The organism is Parapedobacter soli (assembly GCF_025460835.1).
In the GTDB taxonomy this organism is placed as follows: domain Bacteria; phylum Bacteroidota; class Bacteroidia; order Sphingobacteriales; family Sphingobacteriaceae; genus Parapedobacter; species Parapedobacter soli.
Window position 1 is genome coordinate 1 of the sequence record NZ_JAMXAY010000009.1, and the last position, 13,788, is coordinate 13,788.

Sequence of the window (13,788 nt, forward strand, 5' to 3'; positions counted from 1 at the left end):
CCCAATGCGCAATGGGAATGATGTGACTGTTAATTTATAGAGGAAAGTTACTAAAATCGGCCATTCCTTGGGAAGAGCTTAACCCACGTCCTTTCCTCCCCTTTCGGAACATGAAAACTATAAAAAGGTAATACCGGGTTTTATCATACACCGGAATAGTTTGCGACATCGTTCCGATAAGGATCAGAAAAGCCATTGCATTACACGTACATATTCACTATATTTACACGTATAATGTTTTGAACATGGACACCAAACTGACGTTAAAATTAAATGGGGCAGTGATTGAGCGCGCCAAACGTTACGCGACAACTAAGAAGCTAAGCCTCTCTCGGCTAGTTGAGAATTACCTAGATTCACTGACTACCGATACTGCAGGTAACGACCTTGATCTCTCGCCTTTTGTAAAGAGCATAGCAAGCGGCAAGAGTATCCCTGTCGAAATCGACGAGAAAAAGGAATATGCCGATTTCCTTGAAAAAAAAATACCAATAGCATGTTGACCAGGCTGCTCTGCGAGATCTCGGTGATGGACAAAGAGGTGGTCGACAAGGCTATCCACGCTGATTTTCGCGATTTCGAGGACAGCATGCAATATTTCAGCGCGCTGGCCACTAAGTGTGATATGATTATCACCAGAAATGAAAAGGACTTCAAGAACAGTCTTTTACCCGTAATGGACGCATCGCACTTCCTTACCATGTTCGGTAAACTTGATTAAAATCCAGAATGGGAAAATTTCGGCAAATGATGAAAGCTATTTCGATGATTATAACGAGGCTGTCTCATAAAGGCAGTCTCTTTTTTATATCTTTTTTGTAACCTTTAGTTTGTTTCTTGTTGCTTTATTCATCTGATTTACATATATTTACTGTTGTAAACATGAATATATGGCGAGAAAGACACCTACATTTAAGCCCTATTACCAAGACCAATTAATGGCCATTCCTCCCAGTTTGGACGAGTTGGTTCGCAAGGGCCATCCGGCACGTGTGGTGAACGATGTGATCAATCGAATCAATATCCAGCCTCTACTGGATGCCTATCACATCAAGGGGTCCTCCAGTTACCATCCGCAGATGCTATTGAAAGTGCTGGTTTATGGATACGTGAGCAACGTGTACAGTAGCCGCAAGCTGGAAGTGGCCTGTCGGGAGAATGTTAACTTCATGTGGCTGAGCGGAATGAGTTTTCCCGATCACAATACGATCAATCGTTTTCGTGGCGCCCGTCTGAAAAACGCCCTGCGCAGTGTATTTGAGGAAGTGGTGAATCTGCTTTCAGACGAAGGATTGCTCAGTATTGAGGAAGTGTATACCGATGGTACCAAGATCGAGGCCAATGCCAACAAGTACACCTTTGTTTGGAAGAAAGCGATCCAGACCAATAAGGAAAAAATGAAGAAAGGCTTGCAGGATATCTGGGAATATGCCCAGAGCATTGCCAAGAGCGAGGATGAACTTCCCGAGCCTCCGGACCTTACCGATATCGATACGGAGAAGGTGCAGGCCACCGTGGACAAGCTGAATGCCGTGCTGGCCGATAAGCCTTCCGTGGACAAGAAAGTAAAGGCCAAGTTACGTTATGTGACCAAGGAATATCCTGAAAAGATTGCCGAGTATGAGCGCAAGGAGCGGGTGCTGGGCGATCGCAACAGTTTCAGCAAGACGGATCCGGATGCCACCTTCATGCGGATGAAAGAGGACCACATGAAGAACGGGCAGCTCAAGCCGGGCTACAACGTACAGATATCCACCTCCAACCAGTTCATCGTCAACTATACCATCCACCCCAACCCGACCGACACCCGGACACTTTCAGCCCACCTGGCCCAACACCGGGACAGTTATGGCAAGGCCCCGGCCAGCCTGACGGCCGATGCGGGATATGGCAGTGAGGAAAACTTCCAGCTGCTGGAAAACCTAGAAGTGGAAGCATTTGTCAAATACGGCCTGTTCGACAAACAGCAGAAAAGCAGCTTTAGAAACAAACACGGCTTTGCGGCCGATCAGCTTTTCTATAATGCCGAGCAAGATTGTTATATCTGCCCCATGGGACAGCAAATGGACTTTATCGGCACATTCAAACAGAAAACATCCCCGGGGTTTGTCCAGCACATCAAGAAGTACCGGGCCAGAAATTGCGCCGGATGTCCACTCAACGGAGCCTGCCACAAAGCCAAAGGTAACAGGGTTATCCAAATCAATGAAAATCTGGAAAGGTACAAGGCCCGGGCTTATCTCCTGTTGAACAGCGAGCGGAGCGTGGAAAAGCGAAAGCGACGGTGTCATGATGTTGAACCGGTATTCGCAAACATCAAACAGAACCACGGGTTCCGAAGATTCATGCTCCGGGGTAAAGAAAAAGTGGCCATAGAGTGGGGATTATTGGCCATTGCGCAGAATATAAGGAAAAAAGCAGCCTAAAAACCGTGTTTTTTCGACCAAACCCAAAATATCCGCCAAAATAAACCAATCAAAGAGCCACTGTCCTTAAACCATACCGTTTTCAAGGAAAATTAAAAAAGGCCGCCTCAATTAATATGAGACAGCCTCTTACAAACGCTAACGAAAAACCGGTACTGAAGTCGGGCGACCTGGTGGTTTGCGGCGACGACAAGGTACTCGTGTACGACGGGAAGGCCGCAAGGCAAGGCACCGCCACGCTTACCTGGTCATGGAAGGCCAGCGAAGCCAAGGGCCAGCTGCCCGAGGAATATTTCGGTATGCTCCGCTCGTTGGACGACTGTAAGCCTGTTCGTGGCAACAGCCAGCTGCTTATCACCTCCTCCTCAGGCGCCACACTGCTATTGGACGTAGCCAGCAAGCAGGTGCTCTTTTACGCCAAAACACCCATGGCCCATTCGGCCGACCTCCTGCCCGATGGCCGCATCGCGGTAGCCAATTCCACCCACGCCGGGGGCAACAGCCTGGAGCTGTATGACGAGCGGATACCCGAAAAGGTATTGTACAAAGACTCCCTGTATTCGGGGCACGGTGCCGTATGGGTGGCCGAGCGGCAGGAACTTTTCGCGCTCGGATTCGACAGCCTGTTGGTGTACAAACAACGCGATTGGGATACCGATCATCCGTCGCTCGAAAAGGTGCGGGGTTACCCCCTGCCAGACGATGGCGGGCACGAGCTGTCGCCCACCGGTTCCGGCCAACTGCTCATAAGCACCCACCACCACGTGTGGCTTGCGGATATGCAAACAGGCGAATTCACGCCGTTCGAGCCACTGAAGGATCACCGTAACATCAAGTCGGCCAATTACGATACCTCAACCGGCGCTTTGGTCTACACCATCGCTGAAGAAAGCTGGTGGACACACCATGTGTATGGCGTGAATCCCGACTTCCAAATCGACGTGCCGGATATCCGGGCTTATAAAGTGCGGGTGATGAGATAAAAAGAAAAAGGAAGTTCATTGGGCCCTTTTTTCCTTCAACCTCAGCTGCTGTTCCCGCTCGGCATCCCAATACGCGCAATCCAACTCGATGAAGATGGACGAATAGGGAATAATCGCTTCCGTTTTGATGACCAGCACGCCAAATAACTTAGCGGCCTCGTCCATTTTTTCAAAAACGGCTTCATGGGGCAACGAGCGCACGGGGTGATCCTTCAACAGCGCATGAATCTGCTGCTTCAAATCGTCGGCTCCCGGCGCCAGCTGGTCATCAATCAACGAGATCTCGGCGTCTTGGTACACCATTGGTTTGATATGGGGTGAGTCCTGAATGGATCCTAACACGTGTTTAAGGGCTTCGGGCAGTGGTGCCTTACTATCCAGGTAAGTGATGCCTGAAGCCGCTTGGAAAGGGAACGCTTTATCGACCACCAATATCCAGTTCCTATGGCCATATAAGGGAAGCCGCGCCGCCAGCTCCCGTTTCCAGTCGAGTGAATGCTCGATGGATTGGTGTAGCTCACCTTCCGTCGGTGCCTGTCGGCATGAGCCCGCCACAAAGACACCAACCAACAACATAAAAAACCTGAATTTTACCATATTTACGTAAATTTAACCGTTAGCGAATCATCTTCCTTAAGTGCGATGGGTGACGCGAACGTGAGGAGTACCTCGTTACCCTCTACTTCAGATTGCACACGTACGGCAACGCCATTAAGCGCAACATTGGCTGCGGATGCCAAGCGACCTACCGATAGCCGCAATTGCGTAAGTTGCAGCGAACCATGCCGCACAACGACCGCGTGTTGCTCGCTGTCGGCATGCCTTTGCCGCTCGTAACTCCCCCAGCCTGCCGCTGCGGTGAATGCAGCCTTGAAATCCGATTGCCGGACTTTTGGTGCGAACGCCATGTATCCCTTCGGACCGTGGTACGAAAACCCACAGGCATTGATGAATGTCCCATAGCTGGCCATCGCCCGGGCGTAGTGGTCGCTGCATTCGATCTCGTTATACGGATTCCGTTTGGTGGCATGGTAGCGGTCGTGTATCATACGCGTTAGCGCCATACTTTCCTCCACCATGCCCTCCCCCATCATATGTGCGGCTACTTGGTGTTCGAATCCACTCATACACTCATGGAAGTAGCCCATTTGCCAGGTAACGTTATCGCCAAACGGTTTTTCCTCATTGAGCGGATTCGTATTCATAACCATGCCCCCATCGCCCGCCACCGCGTAGGGCCGCCCACCAAGATGGGTTTTTATGTATGGCCCCACGTCCGGCGTGAAATTGTATTTCCACAGGGCTTTCAGGGCCGAAAGCGTCTTATCTTTATCAAGCACCCTGGGTAACCCTACCTGGAACATCCACGCTTGGCCGTAAACCTGGTCGATATGGCATGTATTGTATGACCCCAGCTTGGAGCGGCCGGTCACCGGATCCGGCCTATGGATGAAATACTCGCCGTTGAAAAGTTCATTTTCCATATTCTTACGGCCGCTGGCTACGTATTGGGCGCAGCGAGCCGCAAATTTTTCGTCACCAACCTCCTCGGCCATGGCCTGCCCCGCCCTTGCCGCCGCTATGCAAAGCCCTACAATCCAAGCGATCTCGCCCTCCCATACCGCATCCAGCGTATTTTCCATGGGGGTGTCGGTCATCCCGTCGTTGTTTTTGTCCTGTGCAAAGATAAACTCCATCGCTTTCCTGATATTCGGCCAATTCCGATGGAGGAACTCGCTGTCAGTGCAGAGCTGATGCTCGCGATAACAACGCAAGATAATAGCGGCCTGCCCATCGATGGCTGGTCGGGTTTCGTTTTCGGCGCGGAAAATGACCGCTCCGTCTTCCTTGAACGCTATCCCTAGATCCACACGCTCGCGCAGGTCCCGCTCCAATTCCGGAAACAACCGCGCAACCGCCTGGGCGTATTGCCATACGTGGGTACACGTGCCCGCACACGCGCCCACACCTTCCCACCCCCAAAAGCGGCCGGAAGCGAACCGATACGTATTCGCCGTGGCCAGCGTACCGATATTCAATAGCGTACGTTCGAGGAACCAACGCGGCAGTGTTGAGTCCAGCCAGGTATCCCGCCAACGCTCGGTATCGGACGTCAGCCGATCAAAATGCGTTGACACATAATTACCAACCGCTAGTGCATCATCAAATCGGGTAGCGTAGTGATATCCGGCCTTGGCGTCAGGAACAATTTCCTTTAGTTTAGGGTGCGGGTTGTTGAAATGCCATCCAAGCGAAAAATCAACCTCGAATGTTCCGTCGGCCTCCACTGCGCCACCGGCGCGGATACCACCCACCAATACGGTGGGGGTTTCGGCCGACGCGGTTTCCGCCTTCGGCAGGCCAAACAGTTCGTTGTTCACGGGCCACGGGCGGATGCCTGCCAGTGGCTCAGCAGCGGGCGCATGCGCCATCAAGAACATACTCCCCGCGTCGGTTGCATCACGTAACGCTTCATCCGCACCTTCACAGGTGTATAGTAAGGCGGTATGATCTACCCCTGTCGTTGCCCGATTCCTGAGCATGCCCTTCCCTAACGGTTCCTCCCGCTGGGACGTACCGTGATTTCCCGGTCGTGGGTTTGAGGAAAGCTTGTTGACACCATTCTCCAGCCATCCAAGGACCGACACACGTAACTTCTTCAGGGATTTATTGATTACCTTCATCCGAAAAATCGTTACCGGCAACGCCGAGTCTTCGGCATTCAACGGGATAAACGGTGAGTAGGCTGTCAGCACCACCTCAACGGGGGCGGAGTCGCTTTGATAGCGTATGGTAGCCGTGGGGTATGCCGATTCAAATGTCACCTCATCCCAATCGTTGGCATCCAGTCTTTTTATCATTTCTTCCCCACCATCTTCGATGCGTAGGGCAAATCCCTGTTCCAATACCCGCCGGTTATCGGCGATAGTGGGTTCTATGTAAGCTGCTCCGTCACGCGGGCGGACGCGCCGCAGCGTCGTGCCGTCGTTCCAAAGAACCGTCTTGGGATCGATCCCTTCATGCGCACCCTCGATGGTTTCGTTGTAGATCTGCCAAAGCCATAACCGCCCATCGCCTCCCAAATACACGGTTCCCGCGTGGAAACCGCCAATCGGCATACCAATGTACTGGAGTTCGTTACGGCTTTTCGCGTAAATCACAGGGTTACCCGGTTGCATAATCGATTCCAACCACCGTGGATCGAGGTTTTTATCCGTCGGTATATTGTGGATGGGATAGGAAGACGCGAATATGCTCCGCCCCCACACCGGAAACTTAGCCATCAGCAAAGAGGCAGAAAACATCCCGGTCGTCTTTAAAAATGTGCGCCGGCTATAGGTATCAATTTGAACGTTCTTCTTTGACATAACTTATTTCTATTGAGCCATAAAACCTGCCTGGGGTAATACCCAAGCAGGTTCCGCCTCCATTACCAATTGGGATTCTGTGGGAGCAAGTTCGGATTCCGGTCTACCGCCGTTTGGGGGATGGGCCATAAATAATGCTTCTGGGCATCGAACACCCGCTGCTGGGCAACGAAGCTCGGCTTCGTCCAGTCCCCTATCGGGTCGTTTACGTTGCTGTTTATACCGTAGGCAGGTTCGTCCAATACGGTTTCCGCAATCTTCCAGCGTAAGATATCGAAGTACCGTTTGTGTTCCGCAACGAATTCATGGCGGCGCTCTGCCCGGATGATTTCACGCACGGCACCTTGGTCGGTCAGCTGTGCCGGGCCAACCGGCTTCACGCCCGCACGCTCGCGTACCGCATTGATTGCTTCCGCGATTTCCACGTTACCGGGTTCTGCTTCATTGAGCGCCTCGGCGATAATCAGGAATGTCTCCGCATACCGGTAGATGGGCCAGTTCGTAAAGCTTTCTGTCGGTTGTGTGAGCGTGGGCTCATTGAATTTGAGATACATAAACCCCGTGAGACCACCGCCTTCGTTATTCATCCGCTCGGGCATCCCGTATGAAGGATGAGGTTGGTACGGCGTGTATTCGCCACTTGGCCGCAGCACCGGTACACCCGGCAGCATGAAGGTCTGTTTCAACCGCTCGTCGCGGTGTTCCCAAGGGTTATCCACGTCATACAAGGGCGACTCCTGTATCGTCAGCCCATCGGTACACAGGTAAGAATCAACCAATGCGCGCGTTGGGCAGAAACTGGCCCAGCCGCTCCCGGTGATACCTGTACCGGCCGGGGAGGCTAGCACCGGCGTCATATGCGTAATCATATCCTTAACATATTGGCGTGCTAGGATGACCTCATCATTGGCATGGTTAGACTCGCTCCGGAAAAGCGAACCGTAATCGTCTTCCAGCGAATACCCGAGCGTGGTTACCTGCTTGGCTGCCTGGTAGGCCTCCTTCCACAATTGAGCATCGTGTTGGTTTTCGTGAAATTTCTTGATGCTCGCCAGGTATAGGTAGACATTGGCTTTCAGCATATACGCCGCCCCTTTGGTTATCCGGCCGGCGTCGGCCCCTGCGTACGATATCGGGAGCCCTTCGATGGCGGTATCCACATTCTCGATGACGTAAGCCAGCACTTCCGCCCGTGTCGCCCGCGGCAGGTCTGACTCGTCCAGCGCTACCGGCTCTTCTTTGATGAGCGGAATATCGCCGAACAGCTGGGTCATGCGGAAATACCGCATAGCCAATATAAAACGTACTTCACTGACCAGGCGCTGCTTCAGTTCGCCGTCCATTTCCATGCCAGACAACTGGTCAAGGGCGTACAATGCACGCCTGATCAGGTCGTACTTCCACTCTTCGTTGATGTAGCCGTCCGCTGCGGTGTGGCTGCCCATACTGATGTATCCCATGCCCCCTTCGCCCCAAGCGTTGGTCATCACGGAATTATCACTGTGGCAATCCCGCCAAAAATCCCGCGCATCCGGCAGCGCCGTATAAACGGCATTCACTCCGGCAATGGCATCTTCTTCGGTATTCCAGAATGTGTTTTCGGCAGCCTGATCCAAGGGGTCCCTATCAAGGAACTTTTCACAACTGGTAGCGAGTACCAGAAAGGGTATGGTGATTAAAAACCGGTATAATGTGTTCATGATGTTAAAATTTGAGGTTAAAACCAATCGAATACGTACGCGATAGCGGGTAATAACCCCCTTCGGGGTCGAATCCGGGATAGTTGGTGATGGTTGCCAGGTTCTGGCCAGAAACGAACACCCGCATCTGTTGTACATTCAGCCGATTCAATACGGCCGGCGTAAACGTATAGCCAAGCTGGGCATTCTGTATTTTCAAGTAGTCGGCCTTCCGCAACCAATAGTCGGAATAGCGGGTATCGTTTGATGTGTACTGGATGGTCAGCCTGGGGTACGAGCCGTCCAGATTATCTGGTGTCCAGCGATCGAGATGCATGGGCCTGGCATTCTGGGACAGGTAAAACGCCCAGCCCTCGTAACTTTGGATGTATCGATAGGTGTGCAAGGCACCGTAGATACTGGCCGCCACGTCAAATTGCTTCCACCCGAATGTGAGGTTAGCGCCATAACGCACTACCGGCTTGTCGTTGAGCACAACGCGGTCATTGCCATCGATGAGGTTATTGCCGTCCTGGTCTCTGTATTTGATATTACCAGGAAACACGTTGGCACCCTGGTCCGGGCTATTTTCCACATCGGCGTTATCTTCAAATAGGCCGATGGCCTGCAAACCATAGGGCAGCCCTAGCTGCATGCCCACATCGGTTATGCTGTTGCCTTCGATCCACGGCCCCGTGCCTGCGAGATCCATCACCTCGTTGCGGGCGTAGCTCATATTGGCATCGAAGCTCCAGCGATAGTCGTTGGCACGGTCCTGATAGCCCGCATTAACTTCGAAGCCCGAATTACGCATGCGCAGCAGATTGTTGAGCGGGGCTGTCAAGCCGAATTCCGTGGGTGCTGGCGGGGCGTACAATATCTTATCGCGGTCGTTGACAAAATACTCGGCATTTACGTGTATGCGCTGTTGCAGAAAGCTGAGGTCTAGCCCAATGTTGGTCTGCTTGGCCTGTTCCCAACTGATGTTCGGGTTTACCGCTACGTTGTTATAGGCCCCCGGCACCACATCGCCATTGAACCCATACATCGAGGGGTTATAGGTAAGCACCTGTGCCGTTGCATAGTACCCTACTTTTTCGGCGTCGCCCAATATCCCCCACGATCCGCGTAGCTTCAGCTGTGACAGCCACGGCACATCGAAAAACGATTCGTTATGGATATTCCATCCCACCGAGAACGACGGGAACACGCCCCATCGATTCCCTTGTGCAAAACGGGAAGAACCGTCCGCCCGGATGTTGGCTTGGAACAAATAGCGGTCGTCGTAGGCATAATTCACCCTTCCGAATACCGATTGAATGGCAACGTCGCCGGCACTACCGCTATTTTGCATGTTTGCACTGCTTCCGGTATTCAGCACGTCGATCGCCGGAAAAGGCAGCCGGTCGCGGAATGCCGAAATGGTACTGGTTTGGTAGTATTCCTGCGAATACCCGGCCAGGAAGCGTGCTTGGTGCTTGCTGGCCTGGAGGTCGTAGGTACCCGTTAGCTGGAATAGGTTCCTGAAATCCGTGCCGTTCGTTTCCGTTAGGTTTGTCACGATATTCTGCCGCGATGCGAGGTCACCCTCCATATCAAACAGGCTGTAGGTCAGTGCCCGGTTCTTCACCCAATTATCGTGCGTCGTCCGCGAAAACATCCCCTGGAACTCCAAGTTATCCATGGGCCGGTACGTCAAGTCGAAGATGGCCATCATTTCTTTGTGCTTTTGGCGCTGGAAGCCACCGTCGTTTACCGCAGCAATCGGATTGCCGGCCATCGCGGACCCCGCGGTATATTGGCCATTGGCGTTCTGGATATGCTCGAGGGGCGATACACGTGCCGCATTGGCCTGCCAGTTGGTGGTGCCACCATAGGGTTCCCTGATATAGGTTTCGGTATACTGGATATTCGCCCGGGTCCGGAGCTTTTCGCTCAGTTGGATCTGGATATCGGGCCTTACGATGACCCGGTGGTAGTTGTTAAGCGGCAGCGTTCCGTCTTGGTAGTCGTATGACGCCGACAGTCGGTAATCGACGGCTTTCTCACTACCCGAAATCGCAAGGTTATGGTTGGTTATCGCCGCATTTTCGCGATATATATCGCGGTACCAGCGGTTGTCGGCATATTTTCCCGACCGAAGGTCGGCCAAGCCTTGTTCGCCATACACGGGATCTTTTCCATCGTTCACCAACGCCTCGTCCCACAACCGCATAAAATCCGCTGCCCCCACAAAATCGACCATGAATTGCGGGTTCTGGAGACCGACGGACGAATTCACTTCGATTGCCGGCTTGTCTGACTTGACGGCCCGTTTGGTCGTGACCAGCAACACGCCGTTTGCCGCGCGTGAGCCGTAGATGGCTGCCGAGGCCGCATCTTTCAGTGTTGAAATGCTTGCGATATCATTGGGGTTTAATGTGTACAGGTTGCCGGGTACGCCATCAATCAGCACCAACACCCCCGAGCTTCCACCGATGGTGGATGTTCCGCGGATATTGATGGACGCCCCCGAACCCACGGCGCCACTGCCCTTGGTTACGTTCAGGCCCGGAACCGCCCCGGCTAACAGTTCATGGACATTGGTTACTGGTCTGGCATTCAGCGCTTTTCCTACATCAACCGTTCCTACGGCTCCTGTGAGGTCGCTTTTGCGTTGTGTACCGTAGCCTACCACAACCACTTCCTCCAAATCCTTGAAGCCTTCTGTCACCATCCGCACGGCGATTTCGGCTTGGTCCGTAACGGCAATCACCTGCGGCATATAGCCCAGGTAGGTTATCGACAATTCTTCGCCTGCATCCGCTTGGATGGCAAAGGCGCCTTGCTCATCCGTTGTCGTTCCCCGCGAGGTGTTGAGCACCTTGATTGTCACGCCCGCTAACGGCGTCCCTTCACTATCGGTGACACGCCCCCGGATGGATTGCTGGAACGTACTGTTCCACTCTCGTTCCGAACCCTGCGGCTCGGACCGTAGAATGGTGATGTATTTGCCCTCCTGCCGGTAGGTCAGTGGGGTTTGGGCGAGCAGCATCTGGAGCGTTTGGGCTACCGTTCTCTTCCCCGCCGTTAGCGCCACACGGTCGTATTTCTGTATGGCCGCGGTTTGGTAAGCGAACAGGAAATCCGTCTTTTTCTCTATTTCCTTCAACGCCTGTATCAGGCTTGTTTGATTGGTCAGTTGGATGCGCGTGTTGGTCAGTTTCTGGCCGTTGCTCACCGACGCAACCAATACGCCCGAACAACAAATCGATATACACCCAATTACTACACTTAGCCGCATAAGATATATGACTTTACTTCTAAAAAAATTCATAATTTAGCATGATTTTGAGCTTGTTTGAGACACTTGTTCTAAATCCTGAAACCCTTCGTTTGCAGACGGAGGTTTCCGTTGCCGCTGTGGAACCAACCATAGCGGCTTCTTTTTTTAAGATAAAAATGAGGTTACATGCCTATTGCTATTAAATGGGTCCAACAAATCAACTACGGGCATCCTGCGCCCTGCAAATAAAAGGTGTTCTTTTCTTTTCTATAGGTCATTCCATTGGCCATGGTGATGACACGCAATACCTTGTCCAGCGACTCGCCCGGCTGAAACGACGCCGAGAACACACAGTTGCCAACAGCCGGATCGCCGAGCCGGAACGACGTGTCAAATCGGCGTGACAGCACGTCCAGCGCCTGAGCAACCGGTACGTCCCGGAAGACCAACCGATCTTCTACCCATGCAGCCTCATCTTCCGCATTCACCTCCTTCAGTTCCGTATGTGCATCGCTCAGCCAATGAACTGCCTGCTGGTTGCGGGAAAGGTACGCTAGGCTTTCCCTTTCTTTATCCACGCGCACTTTTCCCCGCAGTACCGTAACTACCACCCGATCGGCATTGTATGTATTGATATTGAAGGCCGTGCCCACAACCGTGGTTTCTATTCCGCCCGATTCAACGATAAAGGGTCTGTTTCCAATATGCACCACGTCGAAAAACGCCTCACCATCCAATCGCACAATCCGAGGCCCCTCCGCAAAATTTGCTGGATAGGACACCACACTGCCCGCATTGACCCACATTTTGCTACCATCCGGCAACTGCACACTATCCAGCTGTCCGCGAAGCACCTCCTTGGTTACATAAGCCACATCCACATCGGCCATACCTACCAAACCGGCACCGGTGAGGGTGGGCCACCAACCGAATACCCCTCCCACTAGCAAACCGGCAATCACCGCTGCAGCTGCGAGGGGAAGCCATAACGCCCTTTTTTTCGGGCGCTGCCCGATACCCGTGCGGCGCTGTACGATATCCCACGCCTGCCCCACAGATGCGTTAGGCAGGTCGCTCTCATCTCCTTGGAGGTCTTCCGGAATATCATCACTATCTACCTCATGGCGCGCTATATGGTCCATCAGTTGGCTATACTCCGCACGGCTTATGGTGCCATCGGCCAGTTTCCTGAATAAGTGACGAAGGAATGCTTTTTCCATTTTTCTTTCTCGTGTATCGCCGCACGTCTCTGTATTTGCAGCTGTTACTATACACTATACACGCAAGGAAGAAAGAACAACTAGGTGGCAAGCATTTTTTTTGATTTATTGGTTTCGGAAGGTTGGTGGTGTTGGTACGTGGGGACCGGATGCGTGTTCAACGTTCGAAAATCGACAGCAAAAACACCAGGAACCAAGCACCCTTCAATGCGACCCTAAGTGTTTTCAAGGCTTGTACCATCAGGTTGTTCACGGTATGTTTCGAGATATTCAACGTATCAGCTATTTCTTCGTGTGATAGCCCCTCATACCTACTCAATTGAAAAACCTCCTGCTGTCTTTTCGGTAGCGCAGCGATGGCACGTTGGGCGAGCTGCATGGTTTCGGTGAATTGGAGTTGGTCATCGACAATATTCCTGGCAAGTTGGATCTCTTGCCAGAAATGCAAACGGGCCTTCCTATCGCAAGCCACCTTCCGTAGCTCATTCAGTGCCAACCGCTTGGCCATTGTTATTAACAACCCCTGTGGTGGCATGCCCGGGTCAAGGTTGGCGCGGGTTTTCCACAATCGTACGAATACATCCTGTGCGATATCTTCGCTCGCCTGTTCATCTTTCACCAGTTTATAGGTATAACTGGCAACGGCGGCATAATAACGGTCGAATAACTGGCCAAAAGCCTCTTCGTCGCCCCGTCTCACCCGCTCTAGCAACACGGGCTCGCGCTGTTGTATATCAGAGAACTCGATACGTTGGTTTACCACGGATTAACGTACTAATTGATTATTACAGCTAATATCGTTATTTAGCACCAGAATCCATTCATCACGATTAACCAAACGATAATT

At 52.4% G+C, this 13,788-nt stretch carries 10 protein-coding genes; 4 read left to right on the forward strand and 6 right to left on the reverse strand.

Annotation, left to right across the window (positions count from 1 at the left end; translation table 11 throughout):
• Positions 1 to 245: 245 nt before the first annotated feature.
• From NGM62_RS05795 to NGM62_RS05810, 4 genes are all read left to right on the forward strand, one after another.
• Positions 246 to 503, forward strand: coding sequence for a DUF6364 family protein (locus NGM62_RS05795; protein WP_262246552.1), 258 nt, complete (start codon positions 246 to 248; stop codon positions 501 to 503).
• Positions 497 to 721: a PIN domain-containing protein gene (locus tag NGM62_RS05800; protein WP_262246554.1), complete on the forward strand. Its 225-nt coding sequence runs from the start codon at positions 497 to 499 to the stop codon at positions 719 to 721. Before NGM62_RS05795 ends, NGM62_RS05800 begins: the two co-directional genes overlap by 7 nt.
• Positions 722 to 890: 169 nt before the next feature.
• Entirely contained in the window at positions 891 to 2,426 is a 1,536-nt protein-coding gene (locus tag NGM62_RS05805; protein WP_262246556.1) for an IS1182 family transposase, read from the forward strand.
• A 116-nt stretch (positions 2,427 to 2,542) separates the two neighbouring features.
• Entirely contained in the window at positions 2,543 to 3,409 is an 867-nt protein-coding gene (locus NGM62_RS05810) for a DUF6528 family protein (RefSeq protein WP_262246557.1), read from the forward strand.
• Between the two features lie 15 nt (positions 3,410 to 3,424).
• Here NGM62_RS05810 and NGM62_RS05815 read toward each other — a convergent pair whose 3' ends face one another.
• From NGM62_RS05815 to NGM62_RS05840, 6 genes are all read right to left on the reverse strand, one after another.
• Positions 3,425 to 4,006 (reverse strand): RbsD/FucU domain-containing protein, encoded by a 582-nt coding sequence (locus NGM62_RS05815; RefSeq protein WP_262246558.1) that lies wholly within the window; start codon positions 4,004 to 4,006, stop codon positions 3,425 to 3,427.
• Positions 4,007 to 4,008: 2 nt separating this feature from the next.
• Positions 4,009 to 6,777: a GH116 family glycosyl hydrolase gene (locus NGM62_RS05820; RefSeq protein ID WP_262246559.1), complete on the reverse strand. Its 2,769-nt coding sequence runs from the start codon at positions 6,775 to 6,777 to the stop codon at positions 4,009 to 4,011.
• Positions 6,778 to 6,839: 62 nt separating this feature from the next.
• Positions 6,840 to 8,477, reverse strand: a complete 1,638-nt coding sequence (locus NGM62_RS05825; RefSeq protein ID WP_262246560.1) for a RagB/SusD family nutrient uptake outer membrane protein — start codon at positions 8,475 to 8,477, stop codon at positions 6,840 to 6,842.
• 4 nt (positions 8,478 to 8,481) lie between these two features.
• Positions 8,482 to 11,739 (reverse strand): TonB-dependent receptor, encoded by a 3,258-nt coding sequence (locus NGM62_RS05830; RefSeq protein ID WP_262246561.1) that lies wholly within the window; start codon positions 11,737 to 11,739, stop codon positions 8,482 to 8,484.
• A gap of 203 nt (positions 11,740 to 11,942) precedes the next feature.
• Positions 11,943 to 12,941: a FecR family protein gene (locus NGM62_RS05835; protein WP_262246562.1), complete on the reverse strand. Its 999-nt coding sequence runs from the start codon at positions 12,939 to 12,941 to the stop codon at positions 11,943 to 11,945.
• Positions 12,942 to 13,098: 157 nt separating this feature from the next.
• Positions 13,099 to 13,704 (reverse strand): RNA polymerase sigma factor, encoded by a 606-nt coding sequence (locus tag NGM62_RS05840; protein WP_262246563.1) that lies wholly within the window; start codon positions 13,702 to 13,704, stop codon positions 13,099 to 13,101.
• Between the last annotated feature and the right edge of the window lie 84 nt (positions 13,705 to 13,788).

Excerpts from the sequence above, each read along its gene's own strand:
- NGM62_RS05815 (WP_262246558.1), bottom strand. The coding sequence starts at position 4,006 with ATGGTAAAATTCAGGTTTTTTATGTTGTTGGTTGGTGTCTTTGTGGCG.
- NGM62_RS05820 (WP_262246559.1), bottom strand. The coding sequence starts at position 6,777 with ATGTCAAAGAAGAACGTTCAAATTGATACCTATAGCCGGCGCACATTT.
- NGM62_RS05835 (WP_262246562.1), bottom strand. The coding sequence starts at position 12,941 with ATGGAAAAAGCATTCCTTCGTCACTTATTCAGGAAACTGGCCGATGGC.
- NGM62_RS05795 (WP_262246552.1), top strand. The coding sequence starts at position 246 with ATGGACACCAAACTGACGTTAAAATTAAATGGGGCAGTGATTGAGCGC.
- NGM62_RS05825 (WP_262246560.1), bottom strand. The coding sequence starts at position 8,477 with ATGAACACATTATACCGGTTTTTAATCACCATACCCTTTCTGGTACTC.
- NGM62_RS05810 (WP_262246557.1), top strand. The coding sequence starts at position 2,543 with ATGAGACAGCCTCTTACAAACGCTAACGAAAAACCGGTACTGAAGTCG.
- NGM62_RS05805 (WP_262246556.1), top strand. The coding sequence starts at position 891 with ATGGCGAGAAAGACACCTACATTTAAGCCCTATTACCAAGACCAATTA.
- NGM62_RS05830 (WP_262246561.1), bottom strand. The coding sequence starts at position 11,739 with ATGCGGCTAAGTGTAGTAATTGGGTGTATATCGATTTGTTGTTCGGGC.
- NGM62_RS05800 (WP_262246554.1), top strand. The coding sequence starts at position 497 with ATGTTGACCAGGCTGCTCTGCGAGATCTCGGTGATGGACAAAGAGGTG.